The sequence below is a fragment of the Microbulbifer maximicatervae (SeqCode) genome (assembly GCF_052466985.1).
Genome location: NZ_CP174298.1, coordinates 5,056,186 through 5,076,227 on the forward strand (window position 1 = coordinate 5,056,186; position 20,042 = coordinate 5,076,227).

General features: G+C 51.9%; 14 protein-coding genes. All 14 read left to right on the plus strand.

Annotated elements, in window-relative coordinates:
* Positions 1 to 140 precede the first annotated feature (140 nt).
* Positions 141 to 1,901, plus strand: a complete 1,761-nt coding sequence (locus ACJJI3_RS22205) for a peptidoglycan D,D-transpeptidase FtsI family protein (RefSeq protein ID WP_444940962.1) — start codon at positions 141 to 143, stop codon at positions 1,899 to 1,901.
* Positions 1,898 to 3,430 carry a UDP-N-acetylmuramoyl-L-alanyl-D-glutamate--2,6-diaminopimelate ligase gene (locus ACJJI3_RS22210; RefSeq protein ID WP_444940963.1) on the plus strand — a complete coding sequence of 511 codons (1,533 nt, stop codon included), beginning with the start codon at positions 1,898 to 1,900 and terminating at the stop codon, positions 3,428 to 3,430. The genes ACJJI3_RS22205 and ACJJI3_RS22210 overlap by 4 nt, the downstream gene beginning before the upstream one ends.
* Positions 3,423 to 4,802 (plus strand): UDP-N-acetylmuramoyl-tripeptide--D-alanyl-D-alanine ligase, encoded by a 1,380-nt coding sequence (locus tag ACJJI3_RS22215; RefSeq protein WP_444940964.1) that lies wholly within the window; start codon positions 3,423 to 3,425, stop codon positions 4,800 to 4,802. Before ACJJI3_RS22210 ends, ACJJI3_RS22215 begins: the two co-directional genes overlap by 8 nt.
* The gene (mraY, locus tag ACJJI3_RS22220; protein WP_413663013.1) at positions 4,802 to 5,887 is read left to right on the plus strand and encodes a phospho-N-acetylmuramoyl-pentapeptide-transferase; all 1,086 of its coding nucleotides are present in this window, start codon (positions 4,802 to 4,804) and stop codon (positions 5,885 to 5,887) included. Before ACJJI3_RS22215 ends, mraY begins: the two co-directional genes overlap by 1 nt.
* An 8-nt stretch (positions 5,888 to 5,895) precedes the next feature.
* Positions 5,896 to 7,278, plus strand: a complete 1,383-nt coding sequence (gene murD / locus ACJJI3_RS22225; RefSeq protein WP_444940965.1) for a UDP-N-acetylmuramoyl-L-alanine--D-glutamate ligase — start codon at positions 5,896 to 5,898, stop codon at positions 7,276 to 7,278.
* Complete coding sequence (gene ftsW / locus ACJJI3_RS22230) at positions 7,275 to 8,498, plus strand: putative lipid II flippase FtsW (protein WP_444940966.1); 1,224 nt, start codon at positions 7,275 to 7,277, stop codon at positions 8,496 to 8,498. The genes murD and ftsW overlap by 4 nt, the downstream gene beginning before the upstream one ends.
* Positions 8,498 to 9,595, plus strand: a complete 1,098-nt coding sequence (murG, locus tag ACJJI3_RS22235) for an undecaprenyldiphospho-muramoylpentapeptide beta-N-acetylglucosaminyltransferase (RefSeq protein WP_444940967.1) — start codon at positions 8,498 to 8,500, stop codon at positions 9,593 to 9,595. The genes ftsW and murG overlap by 1 nt, the downstream gene beginning before the upstream one ends.
* A gap of 29 nt (positions 9,596 to 9,624) precedes the next feature.
* Positions 9,625 to 11,088 carry a UDP-N-acetylmuramate--L-alanine ligase gene (murC, locus tag ACJJI3_RS22240; protein WP_413663009.1) on the plus strand — a complete coding sequence of 488 codons (1,464 nt, stop codon included), beginning with the start codon at positions 9,625 to 9,627 and terminating at the stop codon, positions 11,086 to 11,088.
* 133 nt (positions 11,089 to 11,221) lie between these two features.
* A complete protein-coding gene (locus tag ACJJI3_RS22245) occupies positions 11,222 to 11,908 on the plus strand; it encodes a cell division protein FtsQ/DivIB (RefSeq protein WP_444942581.1) in 687 nt (228 codons plus the stop codon).
* Between the two features lie 115 nt (positions 11,909 to 12,023).
* The gene (gene ftsA / locus ACJJI3_RS22250) at positions 12,024 to 13,259 is read left to right on the plus strand and encodes a cell division protein FtsA (RefSeq protein ID WP_282933862.1); all 1,236 of its coding nucleotides are present in this window, start codon (positions 12,024 to 12,026) and stop codon (positions 13,257 to 13,259) included.
* 88 nt (positions 13,260 to 13,347) lie between these two features.
* Positions 13,348 to 14,589 carry a cell division protein FtsZ gene (ftsZ, locus tag ACJJI3_RS22255; protein WP_413663008.1) on the plus strand — a complete coding sequence of 414 codons (1,242 nt, stop codon included), beginning with the start codon at positions 13,348 to 13,350 and terminating at the stop codon, positions 14,587 to 14,589.
* A gap of 394 nt (positions 14,590 to 14,983) precedes the next feature.
* A complete protein-coding gene (lpxC, locus tag ACJJI3_RS22260) occupies positions 14,984 to 15,898 on the plus strand; it encodes a UDP-3-O-acyl-N-acetylglucosamine deacetylase (protein ID WP_282933860.1) in 915 nt (304 codons plus the stop codon).
* 157 nt (positions 15,899 to 16,055) lie between these two features.
* Positions 16,056 to 16,991: a M23 family metallopeptidase gene (locus ACJJI3_RS22265; RefSeq protein WP_413663007.1), complete on the plus strand. Its 936-nt coding sequence runs from the start codon at positions 16,056 to 16,058 to the stop codon at positions 16,989 to 16,991.
* A gap of 163 nt (positions 16,992 to 17,154) precedes the next feature.
* On the plus strand, positions 17,155 to 19,905 hold the full coding sequence (secA, locus tag ACJJI3_RS22270) for a preprotein translocase subunit SecA (RefSeq protein ID WP_444915755.1): 2,751 nt from the start codon (positions 17,155 to 17,157) through the stop codon (positions 19,903 to 19,905).
* The last annotated feature ends 137 nt before the right edge of the window (positions 19,906 to 20,042 follow it).

Consider the following 20,042-nt stretch of genomic DNA (forward strand, 5'->3'; position numbering starts at 1 on the left):
TGGGGTTTCTGCGTTTGGGGGCTTTGGCCTTTAAATAATTATAAAGAATTTTGCGTTAATTGAGTTTTGGAGTTCAGGCCCTGGAGAGTGGCATGCTCAGCCGGGATGCAAAATAAATAGATAACGCCAACTGGGAAAACATGGGCGCAGTCAAAAAAAAGGATATTCAGCCGGGTATAGCCCGCTGGCGCTTTGCGCTGGTGGCGGTCCTGCTGTGCCTGCTCGCTCTTACCCTTGTGTTCCACTTGGCCAAACTGCAGGTAGTGCCTGCTGCTGAGCGCGGATATCGTTTCCTGCAAGACCAGGGCCGGGCCCGCACCTTGCGCACCGAAGAGATTGCTGCCTATCGGGGCTCAATAGTCGATCGAAACGGTGAGCTTCTCGCTGTCAGTACACCGGTACACAGCCTTTGGGCCAATCCCAAGCTGTTGAGTGAAATAAGCGATGCGAATTTAGTGCGCCTGGCTCGCGCGCTGGATTTACCGTCTTCCAAACTGGGCTCTCGCCTGAAGAAATACCGAAACAAAGAATTTATGTACCTGCGCCGGCACCTGTCTCCAGAAGAGGCTGAGAAAGTGCTGGACCTGGGTATTGCAGGTGTTTTCAGTAAAAAAGAGTATCGGCGCTTCTATCCTGCTGGGGAGGTCGTAGCCCAACTTCTCGGTTTTACCAACATCGATGATCGCGGCCAGGAAGGAATGGAATTGGCCTACGACGATTGGCTGTCCGGACAGCCGGGATCACGTCAGGTAATTAAAGATCTGAAAGGGCGCACGGTAAGGGATTTGGCAATTCGTCAGGAAGCGCAACCGGGCAGGGATCTGCGTTTGTCTATCGATATGCGCCTGCAATATTTGGCCTACCGGGAATTAAAGCGGGCGGTGTCGGAAAACGGCGCCGCTTCCGGCTTTATGGTGATTCTCGATACTCACAGTGGCGATGTGTTGGCCATGGCCAACCAGCCTTCATTTAATCCCAATGACCGCAAAGGGGTTAAATCGGCGGCTATGCGCAACCGTGCGCTGATCGACCAGTTTGAGCCGGGTTCTACAGTGAAACCCTTAACAGTATTGGCGGCTTTGGAAACCGGGCGCTACACCCCAAGAACAGAAATAAACACCAGTCCTGGATATATTCGCGTGCCGGGAAAAACCCTGGTGGACCCGGTTAATTACGGAAAAATAGATCTCACCAAGATTATTACCAAGTCGAGCCAGGTGGGAATTACAAAAATTGCTCTCGATTTGGAACCAAATTCTCTGCGGGGACTCTTTTATCGCTTGGGTCTGGGCGAGGCTGTGGGCAGTGGCTTCCCCGGTGAAGCACAGGGGATCTTGCCCAGTCGCAGCCGCTGGCACCCAATCGAGCGGGCTAATTTCGCCTTCGGCTACGGTTTAACAGTTAACGCTGTGCAACTGGCACAAGCCTACAGTGTACTGGCGAATGAAGGGGTTAAGCGTCCTGTTTCCCTGGTTTTATCCGGTGACAAAGTTCCGGGCGAGCCTGAGCAGGTTATTGAGCAGTCCTTGGCTGGGCAGGTTACTGCGATGTTGGAGACGGTGATTGGTGCTAAGGGTACCGGACGCCTTGCCGCTGTAGAAGGTTATCGTGTCGCCGGCAAGACCGGTACTGTGCACAAAGTTGGCAGTAGTGGCTATGCGGATAATCGCTATCGCTCAGTATTTGCGGGCTTTATCCCCGCTGATAATCCGCGCCTTGCCGCGGTAGTTGTTATTGATGATCCCAGTCACGCCAAATATTACGGTGGTGAAGTTGCTGCACCGGTATTCGGTGCGGTGATGACTGGTGCTATGCGCCTGTTGCAGGTTCCGCCGGAAAAAATTGAATCGGCGGAAGGGCAATTGGCCGCGCAGTTAAGCGAGAGGGGTTCAAAATCGTGAGTCAGCGCGAACAACATTCTGTTTCTATCAAAGAATTAGTGCCGGGATATGCCGGTATTCCCGATATTTCTGTCACTGGTATTGCCCTGGATAGCCGCAAGATAACAGCGGGCGATGCATTTATGGCCTTGCGCGGTTCTGTGGTCGATGGTCGGGAATATATCGATGCGGCAATTACTGCAGGTGCTGCGGTAGTGCTTGCCGACGGCGACAAGTTGGAATGTAAAAGCCGTGGTGATATCCAGGTGGTCAGTGTTCCTGGTCTGGCAAAGCGGGTAGGGGAAATTGCCGCGCGCTTCCACGGTAATCCCAGTGGTGAAATGCACTTGGTTGGAGTGACTGGCACTAACGGTAAAACCACTTGCGCCTATTTGACTTCCCAATTACTGGCTCGCCACTTTGGCAGTGCAGCATTGATAGGCACCATCGGTAATGGTGTTTGGAAAAATAACCAAATCGAATTGCAGGAAACGGGTTTAACAACGCCTGACCCGGTGAGTTTACAAGCGGACTTTGCAAATTATCGCGATAGTGGCGTTGCCGCTGCCGCAATGGAAGTTTCTTCGCATTCCCTTTCTCAGGGACGTGTGCATGGGCTGATTTTTGATACGGCAATTTTTACCAATTTGAGCCGCGATCATTTGGATTATCATGGCAATATGGCCGTTTACGGCGCAGCCAAAGAGAAACTTTTCGGACTGCCAAAATTGAAGCGAGGAATCATTAACCTGGATGATCCGTTTGGCGCCCAGTTGGCAGAGCGCTGCAAATTGCGTGGCCTGCGCGTTATTACTTATGGGCTGCAGGCGGGTGATTTATATGTTGCTGACCTGCGTCGCCATGAGCGCGGTTTTTCTGTAAAACTTAATTCCCCTTGGGGTAGCGGTGAGCTGCACGCACCCTTAATAGGCGATTTTAATATTCACAATGCCTTGGCTGTGGTAGCTGCTGCAGCGGCAGAGGGCATGCCTTTTGAAGATATTCTTGCCGCTTTCCCCACTATCAAAGCGGTGCCGGGGCGTATGGAGCGTGTCCTGGTTGAGGGTTCCGATGATGTGGGTGTATTGGTGGATTATGCCCATACACCAGATGCTCTTCGCGCGGCTTTAGCTGCAGCGCGCCCTTACTGTCGCGGTAATTTGTGGTGTGTTTTTGGTTGTGGCGGTGACCGGGATACGGGTAAGCGTGCGGCGATGGGGCGTATTGCCTCCGAGATGGCGGACCGTGCCATTGTGACTAGCGATAACCCGCGCAGCGAGGAACCACAAAAAATTATCGACGATATTCTCGAAGGGGCTGCCAGTAATATCGAAGTTGAAATTGATCGCGCGACAGCGATATCTCAGGCGGTATCTACAGCACAACCGGGGGATATTGTATTGATCGCCGGTAAAGGGCACGAGAATTACCAAATTATCGGCAGTGAAAAAATTCACTTCTGCGATCGTGAGCAAGCTGCTGCAGCTCTCAAAGCCCGCGTGGATGAATCGGGCCAGTCAAGTGAAGGCAAGGAGAGCCAAGGTGATTAATTCCCTGACGTTGCAGCAACTGCAAAGCCGTTTTGGTGGTGAGTTAATCAATGGCTCTGTGGAGTTTGAACTGGTTTGCACGGATACCCGCAAGCTGGACCCCAAATCTTTATTTGTTGCTCTGGTTGGCGAAAATTTTGATGCGCACGACTTTGTCGGTGAGCTGGATGGCCAGGTATTGGGGTTGGTCGTCGATCGTGAAGTGCCCAGTTGCAGTTTACCGCAGTGGCGCGTTGAAGATACGACGGTCGCATTGGGACAAATTGGCTTACTGTGCCGTGAGCAGTTTGACGGTCCGGTTGTGGCGATTACAGGGTCCTGCGGAAAAACCACCGTTAAGGAGATGCTGTCTGCAATTTTTTCCCAGAGTCATACACCCTGTGTAACCGAGGGAAACCTGAACAACCAGTTCGGTTTACCCATGACTTTGTTTGGGCTGACAGCGCAACACGATGTGTTGATTCTCGAAATGGGAGCTAACGGCCCTGACGATATTGGCTACCTGTGTAGTATCGGCAAGCCGCAGGTGACGGCGGTAAATAACGTAATGCCAGCGCATGTCGAAGGCTTTGGCTCTGTTGATGCTATTGCAAAAGCCAAGGGCCAAATTTATACCCGTTTGGATGTATCGGCGACGGCGGTGATCAATACCGATGATGGCTATGCGAATTACTGGTTGGAGAATATGCCCGAAGGGGTAAAGACTCTGGGTATTGGCTTATCTAATGAGTGTGCTATCCATGCGGATAATATTGTATTGAATCCTAACGGTTGCCCTTCATTTGACTTGGTAATCGAAGGCGTTGCCCACCCTGTTAGCCTGAAATTGCTTGGTGAGCACAACGTTCACAACGCTCTGGTTGCTGCTGGATGTGCTTTTGCTGCGGGAATACCTGCGGTGGAAATTATCAGCGGACTTAACACGGTGACCGGGGTCGCTGGGCGTTTGCAGGAGCAGGCAGGTATAGCCGGTGCAACCGTTATTGATGACAGTTACAACGCGAACCCGGGTTCAGTAGGTGCGGCCATTGAATTGCTGTCACAGCGTTCAGGTAAAAAAATTCTGGTGCTGGGGGATATGGCCGAGTTGGGGCCGGACGCGGAGGAAATGCATAGAAGCGTTGGAGCTTTGGCACGAGAGCGGGGCTTGGATGCGCTGTTTACATTGGGGCCGCTGGGTACTGCCGCCAGCATGGCCTTTTCTGCGGGGAGGCAAGAGTCGCTGTGCAATTATCGCGAGAGAGAACCCCTGGTTACTGCTCTCACTCAACAATTGGATGAACAAACCACAGTTTTGGTTAAAGGATCACGCAGCGCCCGTATGGAATTGGTAGCGCAGGCACTGCTTGGCAATAGCAGAGGGGAGAAGTAATGCTGCTTTGGCTAGCGGAGCTATTACAACAACATGTCAGCGGTTTTTCGGTATTTAACTACCTGACAGTGCGCGCAATTCTTGCTGCGTTGACGGCTCTGGGTATTTCACTACTTGTGGGTCCGCGCATGATTCATTGGTTGAATCATTTACAGGTGGGGCAGGCTGTTCGCGATGATGGTCCGCAAAGCCATTTGAGTAAATCTGGCACCCCGACTATGGGCGGCACCTTGATTCTCGCCTCAATTTTTGCCTCAGCCCTACTCTGGTCTGATCTCAGCAATCGTTACGTGTGGGTTACTTTATTAGTTACCTTTGTTTTCGGTGCTGTGGGCTTCGTGGATGACTATAAAAAAGTCGTTTACAAAAATCCCCGTGGCCTTATTGCTCGCTGGAAATATTTCTGGCAATCCGTTGCCGGGTTGGGTGCAGCTATTTATCTGTATATGAGTGCTTCAAGCCCGGCAGAGACCCAGTTTTTTGTTCCCTTTTTTAAAGATGTTGCGATAAACCTGGGACCGATATCTTTTATATTGCTGACCTACTTTGTCGTTGTTGGCTCCAGTAACGCGGTTAACCTGACTGATGGCCTCGATGGCTTGGCGATTATGCCTACTGTGATGGTGGGTGGAGCACTTGGGGTGATTGCTTATTTATCCGGCCATATGGAATTTGCTGACTACCTGCATATTCCCGCAATTCCAGGAGCTGGGGAGTTGGCGGTGTTCTGCGCTGCCCTCGGTGGTGCCGGACTAGGGTTCTTATGGTTTAACACTTATCCGGCCCAGGTGTTTATGGGGGACGTGGGCGCTCTGGCACTGGGGGCGGCGCTGGGAATTATTGCGGTAATTACCCGTCATGAAATTATTCTGTTCATCATGGGCGGCGTGTTTGTGATGGAAACGGTTTCCGTAATTTTGCAGGTGGCATCCTTTAAATTAACGGGGAAGAGAATTTTTCGCATGGCGCCTCTGCACCACCACTTTGAGTTAAAAGGGTGGCCGGAGCCTCGAGTCATTGTGCGCTTTTGGATTATTACCGTCATTCTGGTCTTGGCTGGTTTGGCAACACTGAAAATTCGATAAATAGATAAATGAGCCTGATCGCGACTTCTTCACAGCAGAAAGTGGTAATAGGTCTTGGCGCTACCGGAAAGTCGGTGGTGCGCTACCTGCTGCGTCACGGCCATACGCCGGTCGTGGCAGACAGTCGCGATAACCCGCCGGGGCTCGAAGCTTTCCGTCAGGAGTTCCCTGAGGTTGCGGTGGAAACAGGTCCATTGCGCCCGGGGACAATACTCGCCGCGAGCTTGATTATTGCTAGCCCGGGAGTTGCGCTTGCTGAACCCGTATTGCAGCAGGCGATTGCGGATGGGATTCCTGTGGTTGGGGATATTGAGTTATTTGCCCAGGCCCTGACTCGGATGCAATCGACAGCAAAGCTCGCCGCGATCACAGGCTCCAACGGAAAGAGTACAGTGACCACACTCCTGGGGGAGATGGTTGAAGAGGCAGGGCTGACAGTTGGTGTGGGCGGCAATATCGGTGTGCCGGTGCTGGATTTACTTGAGAAACCTCTGCCGGACATCTTTGTTTTGGAGCTTTCCAGCTTTCAATTGGAAACCACCTACTCGCTGGCACCTACCGTAGCCACCATTTTAAATATGAGTGCGGACCATATGGACCGCTACCCCAGTATGGTGGAGTACCACCGGGCCAAGCAGCGCATTTATCGCGGAGCGGATCAGTTCGTGATAAATCGCGCGGACCCCTTATCCCAGGGGCCTCTTTCCCGAGAGAGACGGGAGTGGAGTTTTGGGCTTGATCAGCCGGATCTCAATCAGTTTGGCCTGCGCTTGCATGAGGGGCAGAACTGGTTGGCTCGAGGCACAGAAGTTTTAATGCCTGAGGCCGATTTGGCTATGGTGGGTAAGCATAATATTGCCAATGGTTTGGCAGCCCTGGCAATGGGTTATGTACTGGGCCTGCCCACTGAGGCGATGCTAAAAATTTTACGCAGCTTTCGCGGGCTGAAACATCGCTGTGAGCGCGTGGCTGATTTTGAAGACGTTGTTTATGTTAACGATTCAAAAGGCACCAATGTAGGAGCAACCCAGGCGGCATTGGATGGCTTGGCTACGGCAACCAGTAAAATAGTGCTTATTGCTGGAGGGGATGGCAAGGGTGCTGATTTTGCTCCCTTACGAAAAAGTGCAGGAGCACTCCGGGCTCTGGTGTGTATCGGTGTAGATGGAGACAAAATAGCCGGTGTCTTTGATGGCCTGTGCGAGATTCGCAGGGCTAGCACAATGGCAGAGGCCGTCGCTGAGGCCAGACAATTAGCCAATGGCGGTGACTATGTATTGTTATCACCGGCATGTGCCAGCTTTGATATGTATAAGAATTTTGAAGCCCGCGGTGATGATTTTCGCCAGGCCGTTTTGAAATTATGCGATACCGCTGGAGGCTCCCAGTGAGTGCCCAGGTAATCAAGGCTCAAGGTAGTGAATGGCAGGATGGGCTGCTGCTACTCTGTGTTCTGGTTCTGGCTAGCATTGGTGTGGTGATGGTCGCTTCAGCATCTATCGCTTTTGCTACGGATATTTATGGTGATCCCTGGTATTTCCTTAGGCGTCATTTGGCTTTTTTGATGTTTGGTGGATTAGCTGGGTTTGTCGTTAGTCAGATTCCCCTGTCAATTTGGTCGCGACTGTCCTGGCCATTATTACTGTTTGCCTGCCTGCTATTGATTGCCGTGCTTGTGCCGGGGATTGGACGGGAGGTGAACGGTAGCCGGCGTTGGCTGGTATTTGCAGGTATAACTGTGCAACCCGCGGAAGTGGCTAAGTTCTGTCTGTTAGTTTTTTTTGCCAGTTTTTTAACTCGTCGAAATAAGCAACTACGCCACTGGACCAGCTTTATGGTGCCAGTGGTGATTCTCGCAACGGTTGCTCTGTTATTGCTTTTACAGCCGGACTTCGGTTCGGTGGTTGTAATTTCAGGCACCGTGTTGGCAATGGTTTTTTTGGCGGGAGCGCGTCTTCCCCATACTTTTTTATTGGTAGCTGCGGCTGCGAGTGGACTGGCGCTAATGGCACTGATGAGCCCCTATCGCTTACAGCGATTGCTGACATTTCTGGATCCTTGGGGGGATCAGTTTGCCAGTGGCTACCAACTTACCCAGTCCCTGATTGCATTTGGTCGCGGAGAGTGGTTTGGAGTTGGTTTGGGCAATAGTGTGCAGAAACTGTTTTACCTGCCTGAGGCACATACGGATTTTATTTTCGCCATTCTGGCAGAGGAATGGGGAATGTTGGGTGGCGTAGTGCTGGTAGGGCTTTTTGTTGTTCTCACCTACTCACTGCTCCGCCTGGTAAAAGAGGCCCTGGTGCAGGAGAAGTTTTTCGCTGCACTTCTAGCTTTTGGTATGGCAGTGCTATTGGCAGGGCAAGCTTTCGTGAATATGGGCGTTGCTTCAGGCCTGTTGCCGACTAAAGGGCTAACGCTGCCATTTGTCAGCTCTGGTGGCAGCAGCCTGATTGTATGTTGTGCATTACTAGGCTTGGCGATGCGGATTCGGGCTGAACTAAAAAAGCCTGTTGAAAACGGAAGCGGGGGGCTTGAGCTTTTGCGTCAGCTGCCAATATTCCATTCACCCAAGTCCAGTGTGAAGGGCAGCAACGGAGAAACGGTTTGATGTCTGAAGTAAATAAGCGTTTTTCTGGAAAGAAGTTTTTGCTGATGGCCGGTGGTACCGGCGGTCATGTGTTCCCAGCGTTGGCTGTGGCTAAAGCGTTGCAAGAGCAGGGAGCTGTTGTCGAGTGGTTAGGCACTGCCCGTGGGATTGAATCCCGATTAATACCTGCGGCGAATATTCCTTTGCACTGCATTAAAGTGGAGGGTATTCGGGGGAAGGGAAAGTTGGCCTTACTCAAAGCCCCGCTGCAAATTTTGCGGGCAATTGCTCAGGCCAGGACAGTTGTTAAGCAGGTACAACCTGATGCAGTACTCGGCTTTGGCGGCTTTGCGACCGGCCCAGGGGGTGTTGCAGCCCGTCTCGGGGGGATACCGTTGATTATTCACGAGCAAAATGCTGTTGCCGGAACGACAAACCGCTTGTTAGCGCGGATTTCCAGCCAGGTGCTTGAAGCATTTCCCAGTGGGCTACCCGGTGCCAGGCAAGTGGGCAATCCAGTGCGCAAAGAGATTGCAGAATTGCCTGAGCCAGAAGCTCGAATTGGCAGCCAGTCGTCTCTGCGCCTTTTGGTATTGGGCGGTAGCCTCGGTGCTGTAGCAATTAATGAGCTGGTTCCTAAGGCAATCGCATTGCTGAAACCCTCCCTGCGCCCGGTAGTGGTCCACCAGGCTGGAGAGCGCCACCTTCAGGCTGCCAAAGACGCCTATAAAGAGGCTGCAGTAGAAGCAGAGGTGGTCCCTTTTATTGCGGATATGGCTGAGGCCTACCGCTCTGCGGACCTGATTATTTGCCGTTCCGGGGCTTTGACTGTTTCTGAAATTTCAGCTGCGGGAGTCGGTGCAATCATGGTGCCTTTCCCCTTTGCAATTGATGATCATCAAACGCGTAATGGCGAGTGGTTGCAAAATGCTGGCGGAGCGATTGTTATGCAGCAGCGGGAAATGGACGAGCAGAAGTTATCCGGCTTATTACAAAGCCTGTTAGAAGATCGCGAGAAACTATTGCAAATGGCGACCTCCGCGCGGCGCGCGGCAAAAACTGATGCGACCGAGCAAGTAGTAAATGCTTGCAGGGAAGAGCTGGCCTCGGTCAGGTAACACAGAAAAAGTGGACGAAGGTTAAAGTGATGTCTTCAGTGCGGACAAACGAAGATAAAAGTTATGCGGTACCGGCCATGCGTCGTATCCGCCGTATCCACTTTATTGGGATCGGTGGTGCCGGTATGAGCGGCATTGCAGAGGTATTGCAGAACCAGGGCTACGAAGTCTCAGGTTCTGACCTGCGTGAATCTGCGGTTACTGATAGATTGCGCAAATTAGGGGTTAAGGTCCAAATCGGACACAGCGAGGAAAATGTTCGCGGCGTTGATGTTGTTGTTAACTCCTCTGCCGTACATGGCGATAACCCGGAGCTGATTGAAGCGAGAGAAAAGAGAATCCCTATTGTACGCCGTGCCGAAATGCTCGGTGAACTGATGCGCTATCGCTATGGCATTGCTGTGGCGGGAACCCACGGAAAGACCACCACGACCAGCTTAATCGCCTCAATCTTTGCAGCAGACAAAAAAGATCCGACCTTTGTTATCGGTGGCCTGGTCAACGCTGCCGGTGCCAATGCTGCCTTGGGCGAAAGTCGCTATCTAGTGGCTGAAGCTGATGAGAGTGATGCGTCTTTTATTCACTTACAGCCGATGGTGACGGTGATTACCAATATCGATGCGGACCATATGGAAACTTATGGTGGCGACTTCGAAAAGGTGAAACAGATCTTTATTGATTTTGTACACAACCTCCCATTTTACGGTCTGGCGGTAGTTTGCGGGGATGATGCCAATGTTCAGGAAGTCATCCCCAAGTTTTCCCGCCCGGTTCTGACCTATGGATTTGATGAGGGTAATGACTACCGCATCGTTGAAGTAAAGCAAGAACCTCTGCGCAGCCATTTCACGGTACAGAGACCCAAGGGTGATCTATTGCAGGTTTCTGTGAATACTCCGGGTATTCACAATGTTCTCAATGCGACTGCAGCAATTGCTGTAGCTAGTGATGAAGGCGTTAGTGATGAAGCAATTCGCCAAGGCCTGATAGGCTTCCAGGGCGTTGGTCGTCGATTCCAGATCTACGGTGATTATGCCGTTAGCGATGATACCGAAGCTGATAAGGTGATGTTGGTAGATGACTACGGCCACCACCCACGTGAGGTAGCCGCTACTGTAAAGACAGTTCGAGATGGCTGGCCGGATCGTCGCTTGGTAATGATTTATCAGCCCCACCGTTATACCCGTACGCGGGACTTGTTTGAAGACTTTGTCCAGGTCCTCTCTGAGGTGGATAAGTTAATTTTGCTGGATGTATACAGTGCGGGTGAAGCGCCAATTGCTGGTGCGGATGGCAGAACGCTTGCGCGAAGTTTACGCAACAGGGGACAGGTAGATCCGATTTTTATGGAAACTATCGATCAGGTTCCCCCGGTATTAGCTGATCTGTTGGAGCCAGGTGATATTGTCCTGACCCAGGGAGCTGGCAACGTCGGAGCACTTTCGCAACGGTTGGCTGATTGGCGCTTGGGCGAGCGCAGCGGCGAGGGCTAAGTAGCTAGTGAAAGGAGCTGGAACGAAATCTGCCCGGAGAAAAAAAAAGACAGCTCGCGGAGCGAGCCCTCTTGGAACCGATGATCCCGAGAAGCTTCGTCTGAACTGGAAGCGGTGTTTTTTTTTATTGGTGATGTTCGCAGGCTTTAGTGCTTTGCTCTATGGTGCAGTTTGGTTATGGCGATGGGTGCCATCGGTTGAGTTGAGTAATGTTGATGCCCTAGAGCAAGTTGAAGTACGCGGGGCTTTTAATGCGGTAACTGAAGAAGAGTTAAAAGAGGTGCTTCTTCCTCACTTGAAAGCGGGCTTTTTTTCAGCGGACATTCAGGCGATGCAGCAGACATTACTGTCTAACCCCTGGATTACCTCCGCCTCGGTGAGCAGGCGTTGGCCGAAGGGTGTTGAGGTTGATATCACTGAAGCGCAACCTCTCGCCACCTGGGGTAAAGATAAATTGTTGGTGGCGAGTGGGGATCTGCTGCCGCGTCCGTCACATATGGGGGTTCAGTCCCTGCCCGAGCTTGCCGGGGATGAAGAATTGGTAGAGCGGATTATGCTGCAATACCGCGCGCTTGCGGGGTTACTGACCACGCGGGATATGGAGGTTAAACGGTTGTCATTTGACGACCTAAGCGGTTGGCATCTGGAGTTAGTGTCGGGAATTGAATTAAAACTTGGCCATGATGCTTTATTGGAGCGGGTACACCGTTTTCTGTATTTGAGTCGGGGTGTACTGGCGCCGCACTTGCAAAAAGTTGTCAGCGTCGATACGCGCTACAGCAATGCGGTAGCGGTTCAGTGGAAAGACGAAGAAAAGTAAAAATCGAGGCAGCCCGGGTGGCTGTTTTATAGATAAAAGTTTAAAAGCGAATGCTGTGTTCTGGTCCGATAGCAGAACCTGAAACAGAATGCAGCTCAGCGAGGTTGGCACGAAAATGACACAGGTATCCGATCAGCGCATGATTGTTGGACTGGATATAGGCACCTCTAAAGTAGTCGCTATTGTCGGTGAAGCTTCCGGTGATGGGGAACTTAATATTGTCGGTATCGGCTCTCATCGTTCCACTGGAATGAAAAAGGGCGTAGTGGTTAATATTGAATCAACCGTGCAATCTATACAGCGCGCTGTGGAAGAAGCTGAGTTGATGGCGGGTTGTGAAATTCACTCTGTGTACGCAGGGATTGCGGGAAGTCACATTCGCAGCTTGAACTCTCACGGTATAGTTGCGATTAAGGATCGAGAGGTTACCCAGCAGGATCTCGATCGTGTTATTGATGCTGCCAGGGCTGTCGCTATTCCTGCGGACCAGAAGATTTTGCACACGCTTCCGCAGGAATACCTGATTGATAATCAGGAAGGGGTAAAAGAACCTCTCGGAATGTCTGGTGTTCGCCTCGAAGCAAAGGTCCATTTGGTCAGCGGTGCAGTGAATGCTGCACAGAATATTGAAAAGTGTATTCGTCGATGTGGTCTGGAAGTAGAAGATGTCATTCTTGAACAATTGGCTTCAAGTTACGCAGTCCTGACCGAAGATGAAAAAGAGTTGGGAGTATGCATGGTAGATATTGGTGGGGGAACTACCGATATTGCTGTGTTTACTGGTGGGTCTATTAGGCATACCGGTGTGATACCGATTGCTGGAGACCAGGTTACCAATGATATTGCCATGGCTTTGCGCACACCGACACCGCACGCAGAAGATTTGAAAATCAAATATGCGTGCGCGTTGGCAAAACTCGCTCGCGAAGGTGAGACCATTAAGGTGCCGAGCGTTGGTGATCGCGCGCCCAGGGATTTATCCCGACAGGCATTGGCCGAGGTCGTTGAGCCGCGCTACGACGAATTGTTTACATTAGTACAGGCGGAGTTACGTCGCAGCGGCTTCGAAGATTTGTGTGCGGCGGGTGTAGTACTTACCGGCGGCTCTTCAAAAATGGAGGGCGCGGTTGAACTGGCTGAGGAAATTTTTCATATGCCGGTTCGCCTAGCAGTGCCTCAGGGTATTGCAGGTTTGACGGATATCGTCAGCAACCCAATTTATTCCACTGGAGTTGGATTATTGATGTATGCGATGCAGCAGGAAGAGGCTCGAGAGGGCAAAATACAGCCTGTGCGCAACGATAATCAGTGGTGGGACAAGGTAAAGCACTGGTTTCGCGGAAATTTGTAATAGAGTGCAACCAGATTTAGCCATCCGGTGAAGGATTTTTTTTAGGCATGGCTGTAAAATTCGACATGAGCAAGAAAGGGGAACAGCAATGTTCGAACTAGTTGATAGCGTACAGGATAAGCCTGTCATCAAGGTGATTGGTGTCGGCGGCGGTGGTGGTAATGCTGTTAAGCATATGATCGCCAATGATGTTGAGGGCGTAGACTTTATTTGTGCAAATACAGATGCACAGGCCCTTAAAGATGTTGAGGCTCGCACAATCCTGCAACTGGGTAACACAATTACACGCGGTCTGGGCGCAGGGGCAAACCCGGATATTGGCCGTCAGTCCGCACTTGAAGATCGCGATCGCATTGCTGAGGTATTAACCGGTGCGGATATGGTATTCATCACTGCCGGTATGGGCGGTGGTACCGGTACCGGTGGTGCGCCGATTGTCGCTGAGATTGCAAAAGAACTGGGTATCCTTACCGTTGCTGTAGTTACTCGCCCATTTAAGATCGAAGGGCGCAAACGCACAGTTGTAGCTGAAGAGGGTATCCTCGAGCTGCGTGATAAAGTTGATTCTCTGATTACTATCCCCAACGATCGTTTGCTGGAAGTACTCGGTAGCAAGATCACAATGAAATCTGCTTACAAAGAGGCAGATAACGTTTTATTGGGTGCTGTACAAGGCATTGCCGACCTGATGATTCGTCCGGGCATCATGAACGTGGACTTCGCCGATGTGCGCACCGTAATGTCTGAAATGGGCATGGCGATGATGGGGTCCGGTTCTGCCGTCGGTGAAAACCGTGCGCGCGAAGCGGCTGAGAAAGCCGTGCGAAGCCCGCTACTGGATAACGTCAACCTGGCAGGTGCTCGCGGTATCCTGGTGAATATCATCACCGGTAGCGAAGAGGCGGGCTGTCAGGAACTGACCTTGGGTGAGTACTCTGAAGTAGGTGAGATTGTCCAGGAAATCGCCTCCGATGAAGCTACTGTGGTTATCGGTACAGCGGTAGATGATAAGCTCGGTGATGAGATGCGGGTTACCGTTGTGGCCGCAGGTCTTGGCGAGGGTACTCCTGCAGCGCGTCCGGCGAAGGTGGTGGATAATACTCGCCGCCCAGAGCCTCGCGAGCCTGTTCGTGAAACCCGTGAGGTTCGCGATAATCACAGCGCTCACGCTGGCCACAGCTCTGCGGGACTGGCAAGCCGCGAGGCCATTGATCCGCGCCCTCGTGCTGAAGCGGAGCGCCCCAAGCGCCCGGCTCCTGCCCTGAATCCCGCTGATGCGGATATGGAGTACCTGGATATTCCAGCCTTCCTGCGCCGTCAGGCAGACTAGGAAACGGTACCGCAGAGGCAGAACACCGCTCATGTCTGCCCGGCTCCGGCTGGGTATTGCCGCTGCGGTGCGGCTTTTGCTCGGGTCTACCTTGTCGAATGGGTGGGCCCTTGCCCCGTTTGTGTAGATTTTGATCAGAACTGGTGAGTCGCAATAACTATCTAAAATAATTAACAATTATTAACAGCGCTTGCGGAGCTTAGGATCTTAGAATGCTGTCATAGCGACATGCGTTGGCGCTGCAATCTTTGCTTGATCTATCCTCATATAGGTAGGTGGTGCACAGTTGTGGTGACCACTCGCCCAGAATTGGTATTGGCGTCGCAATTGTGCTAGTATCGATGGCTTGCTGCGCCTTAGGGGCGTAGTCCACCGACGGGGAAAAGATAGTTTCATGATCAAACAGCGCACGCTTAAGAATGCTATTCGCGCCACTGGCGTAGGTCTGCACACTGGCAAGAAAGTTGTACTTACCCTTAAACCAGCGCCCGTAGACACCGGTATCGTGTTCCGTAGAACCGATTTGGACCCTGTAGTTGAAATCGAGGCTCGTGCGGAAAATGTCGGCGACACTCTCCTTTCAACCACCCTGGAAAAGGGTGATGTTCGCATTGCTACGGTAGAGCACCTGCTCTCGGCAATGGCGGGCCTTGGCATTGATAACGCGGTTGTCGAGTTATCCGCGCAAGAAGTGCCCATTATGGATGGCAGTGCCGGCCCATTTGTATTTCTAATTCAATCTGCAGGTATCCAAGAGCAAGCAGCTCCGAAGAAATTCCTGCGAATCAAGAAGCCAGTAACTGTAGAGGATGGCGATAAGGTTGCCAGCTTCCTGCCTTTTAATGGCTTTAAAGTGTCCTTCACAATCGACTTTGACCACCCGGTTTTCCAGGGGCGTAACCTGAGTTCATCCGTGGACTTCTCCAGTACCTCCTTTGTGAAGGAAGTGAGTCGCGCCCGTACCTTTGGCTTTATGCACGAAATCGAGTACCTGCGCTCCAAGGGCCTGGTTCAGGGCGGTTCCGTTGATAACGCAATTGTGATTGATCAGTACCGCATTCTGAATGAAGGCGGGTTGCGTTATGAAGACGAATTTGTGAAACATAAAATTCTGGATGCGATTGGCGATCTCTATCTTCTGGGGACCAGCCTGATTGGTGAGTTCAAGGCCTTTAAGTCTGGCCATGCGCTGAACAATAAATCCCTTCGCAACCTGATGGCTCAGGAGGATGCTTGGGAAATGGTCACCTTTGAAGGTGAGCAGGAAGAAGCACCGATCTCCTATATTAAGCCTATTTTGGCAGTTTGATACTTTCGCAAGAAGCCGGCATTATAGTGCCGGCTTTTTTGTATGATTGTTTCACAGAGAAAGCCTATAGATTTTTGGTATCCTTATTGGTTTGGCACCTCGGCTTGTGAGCTGGGGACTAACGAAAATTAAAAATGTCGAACTTCTCACAGCTCCTATGAAAGTAATCTTGGTTAATGAGCGCGGTGCGACTCGCAGCTTTAATTTTGGCAGTTTGAGCAAAGCCCTGTTGGGGTTGTGCTTGCTGAGCCTCCCTGTGGGTGCATTTCTGCTGGGGGCGAATTTACCGGTTACTAAAACTGACCTATTTGATTCCCGAACGGCCAAGGCCTGGAGTCGCGCACTGCGCAAACAGCAGGAAGAAATTGCTGAAGCAGATAGAGAGGCGCGGGAGCAGCTGGCAGCTCTTACCGTTAAGCTTGCAGAGTTGCAGGCGCGTTTAACTCGCCTTGATGCACTGGGTGAGCGTTTAACCTCTGTTGCCAATCTCGATGAAGGAGAGTTTGAGTTTGGCAGTGCACCTGCTATCGGTGGGCCGGAAGACCCCGGAATCGCAGGTGCATCGGAGTTGCCGTATCAGCCACCGGAATTCCTGGATGTTATTGGAGATCTCTCTCATCAGATTGAAGATCGCCAAATGCAGCTGAACACTCTCGAATCCCTGATGGCGAACCTCAAACTTGAGGATGAGCAGTTTTTGGCAGGCCGCCCGATCAGCAAGGGGTGGATGTCTTCCCGTTATGGTTATCGCACCGATCCATTCACTGGCCGTAGGACCTGGCACAAGGGGGTGGATTTTGCTGGCAAGATGGGCTCCGATGTTGTTTCAGTAGCCGCAGGTGTTGTCACTTGGGCTGATGAGCGCCATGGTTATGGTCAGTTGGTAGAAATTAATCACGGCAATGGTTATTCAACCCGCTATGGGCACAATAGTGAGCTGAAAGTGGGATTGGGTGACGTGGTCAAGAGGGGGCAGACTATTGCCCTGATGGGTTCCAGTGGCCGTTCTACCGGGCCCCATGTTCACTTTGAGATATATAAGAACAACCGCACGGTTGATCCAGCTAGCTATATCCGCCGCACAGGCAGATAAGAACTATCCTTCCTTTACGCGTAATTGTTGGTAGCTTGGCATAAGAGTTGCCAGCGCTTGCGCCTTCCTGTTTACTTGCACCCCTCGCATAAAGGAGCGTCGGTGCATCGATCTGCCCGATATTAGCGCCGACAGCGCAAATAAGATAAGTGGTTTCTAGATAATGATTGGCAAACTGATTAAATCGGTCTTTGGTTCAAAAAATGACCGCGAGCTGAAGCGCATGCGACGCGTCGTGGGAAAGATCAACGCTTTGGAAGAGGATTTCCAGAAGCTTGACGATGCAGGCCTGCGGGCTAAAACGGATGAGTTTAGGCAGCGACTCGCTGACGGGGAAAAGCTCGATCAAATTCTGCCTGAGGCGTTTGCTGCAGTGCGTGAAGCGGGTCGTCGGGCCATGGGCATGCGCCACTTCGATGTTCAGCTGATCGGCGGGATGACCCTGCATGAAGGGCGTATTGCAGAAATGCGTACCGGTGAAGGTAAAACCCTGGTTGCAACCCTGCCGGCCTATCTGAATGCACTTGAAGGTAAGGGCGTTCATATTGTTACGGTGAACGATTACCTCGCTTCGCGGGATGCCAATTGGATGCGCCCGGTGTATGAATTCCTGGGTATGACAGTGGGAGTTATTGTTTCCCAGCAGCCACCGGAAGAAAAGAAAGCGGCCTATGAGGCTGACATTACTTACGGCACTAATAACGAATTCGGTTTTGATTACCTGCGTGACAACATGGTGTTGCGCAAAGAGGACCGTACCCAACGCCCTCAGAACTTCGCTATTGTCGATGAGGTGGATTCCATCCTGATCGATGAGGCGCGTACTCCGCTAATCATTTCTGGAGCCGCCGAAGACTCGTCCCACCTTTATATGGCAATGAATAAGTTGGTTCCCCAGCTGGAGCGTGCCGAAGAAGGTGGGGAGGGGCACTACACCGTTGATGAAAAGACTCGCCAGGTTGAGCTGACGGAACAGGGCCACTTGTTGATCGAAGACCTGTTGTCACGCAGCGGGTTGATGAAGGAAGACCAGTCCCTTTACGCCCCTGGGAACCTGGGCCTGTTGCACCACGTGCACGCCGCCCTGCGCGCGCATGTACTGTTTAATCGCGATGTGGATTACATCGTGCAGAACGGCCAGGTGGTGTTAATTGATGAGCACACCGGCCGGACCATGCCGGGTCGCCGTCTCTCCGAAGGCCTGCACCAGGCGCTGGAAGCAAAAGAGAGTGTGCAGATTCAGAGTGAGAGCCAGACCCTCGCTTCTACAACATTCCAGAACCTGTTCCGCTTCTACCCCAAACTTGCGGGAATGACCGGTACAGCGGATACAGAGGCGTTTGAATTCCAGCAAATTTATGGCCTGGACGTGGTGGTGATCCCCACCAATAAGCAAATTCAACGTGAAGATCTCAATGACCTGGTTTACCTGAGCCAGGAAGAGAAGATGGAAGCGATTATTGAGGATGTGAAGCACTGTCGCGAAAAGCAGGCTCCAATCCTTGTAGGTACCGCTTCTATCGAAACCTCTGAAGAAATGTCCCGTAAGTTGCAAAAGGCGGGAATTAAGCACCAGGTTCTCAACGCGAAATACCACGAGCGCGAAGCACAGATTATCGCCCAGGCGGGTCGCCCGGGTGCAGTGACTATCGCTACCAATATGGCTGGTCGCGGTACCGACATTGTTCTCGGTGGTAACTGGGAAGCTGAAGCGACGGCCTTGGGTCAGGAAAAAGATCGCGAACTGACTGAAGCGGAACTCGCACAAGTCAAGGAAGATTGGAAGAAGCGTCACGAGCAGGTAATCGCTGCGGGCGGTCTGCATATTATCGGTACTGAGCGCCATGAATCCCGCCGTATTGATAACCAGCTGCGAGGTCGTGCAGGTCGTCAGGGTGACCCGGGTGTTACTCGTTTCTACTTATCTCTGGAAGATAACCTTATGCGCATCTTCGCCTCTGACCGGGTGAAGAATTTTATGCAGATGCTGGGTATGGAGCGCGGTGAGGCGATTGAGCACCGCATGGTTTCCAACGCTATCGAAAAAGCCCAGCGCCGTGTTGAAGGTCGTAACTTTGATATTCGCAAACAGTTGTTGGAATACGATGACGTGGCCAATGACCAGCGTCAGGTGATTTACGGCCAGCGCAATGAGCTGCTGGAAGCTGAGAGTATCAGCGATACGATCTCCGCCATTCGTGAAGATGTGGTTGACGGCATTGTCTCCGGCTCTATTCCCCCCCAGAGTGTAGAAGAACAGTGGGATATTCCAGCCCTGGAGCAGCAGCTCTCTGGCGAATTGGGTATCCAGTTGCCGGTTCAGCAGTGGCTCGATGAAGATCGCACTCTGCACGAAGAGAGCCTGCGGAAAAAGATTACTGTCGCCGCGCAGGAAGCCTATGCTGCAAAAGTTTCCCGCATTGGTGAATCTTCCGGTGATGCCAATCTGATGCCGACTATCGAGCGTCAGATTATGCTGCAAGTATTGGATCAATTGTGGAAGGAGCACCTTTCCAGCATGGACCACTTGCGTGCAGGTATTGGTTTGCGGGCTTACGCCAACAAAAACCCCAAGCAGGAATTCAAGCGCGAGTCTTTCCACCTGTTCCAGAGCATGCTGGAGAACCTCAAGCATGAAGTGGTGCGTATTCTTGCCCACGTAGAGCCGATGACTCGTGAGCAAGCGGAAGAGATGGAGCAGCGTCGCCTGGAAGAGCAGCGCAGGCAGCAGCTTGAGCTGCAACACGCTCAAGCTTCGGCGCTTCCAGAAAGTGAGCCCAAGGAGCAGCAGCCGGCTACCCCGGCACCGGAGCGTCGCGGTCCTAAAGTCGGGCGTAATGACCCCTGCCCCTGTGGTTCCGGGAAAAAGTACAAGCAGTGTCACGGTAAGCTGGCTTCCTCTACCCAGAGCTAATTATTTACTGCTTGAATTCAAGAAAGTGCCCCGCTTAGCGGGGTATTTTTTTAATCAGCAAAAGAATTATCTGCGGAAAAAGGTTTCCATTCCGCAGATAAGTCTATTTTTGGCTTGCCTTACTGAGGTTCGGCTTT

Excerpts from the sequence above, each read along its gene's own strand:
- ACJJI3_RS22205 (WP_444940962.1), top strand. The coding sequence starts at position 141 with ATGGGCGCAGTCAAAAAAAAGGATATTCAGCCGGGTATAGCCCGCTGG.
- mraY (WP_413663013.1), top strand. The coding sequence starts at position 4,802 with ATGCTGCTTTGGCTAGCGGAGCTATTACAACAACATGTCAGCGGTTTT.
- murD (WP_444940965.1), top strand. The coding sequence starts at position 5,896 with ATGAGCCTGATCGCGACTTCTTCACAGCAGAAAGTGGTAATAGGTCTT.
- murG (WP_444940967.1), top strand. The coding sequence starts at position 8,498 with ATGTCTGAAGTAAATAAGCGTTTTTCTGGAAAGAAGTTTTTGCTGATG.
- murC (WP_413663009.1), top strand. The coding sequence starts at position 9,625 with ATGTCTTCAGTGCGGACAAACGAAGATAAAAGTTATGCGGTACCGGCC.
- ACJJI3_RS22245 (WP_444942581.1), top strand. The coding sequence starts at position 11,222 with ATGTTCGCAGGCTTTAGTGCTTTGCTCTATGGTGCAGTTTGGTTATGG.
- ftsA (WP_282933862.1), top strand. The coding sequence starts at position 12,024 with ATGACACAGGTATCCGATCAGCGCATGATTGTTGGACTGGATATAGGC.
- ftsZ (WP_413663008.1), top strand. The coding sequence starts at position 13,348 with ATGTTCGAACTAGTTGATAGCGTACAGGATAAGCCTGTCATCAAGGTG.
- lpxC (WP_282933860.1), top strand. The coding sequence starts at position 14,984 with ATGATCAAACAGCGCACGCTTAAGAATGCTATTCGCGCCACTGGCGTA.
- ACJJI3_RS22265 (WP_413663007.1), top strand. The coding sequence starts at position 16,056 with ATGAAAGTAATCTTGGTTAATGAGCGCGGTGCGACTCGCAGCTTTAAT.
- secA (WP_444915755.1), top strand. The coding sequence starts at position 17,155 with ATGATTGGCAAACTGATTAAATCGGTCTTTGGTTCAAAAAATGACCGC.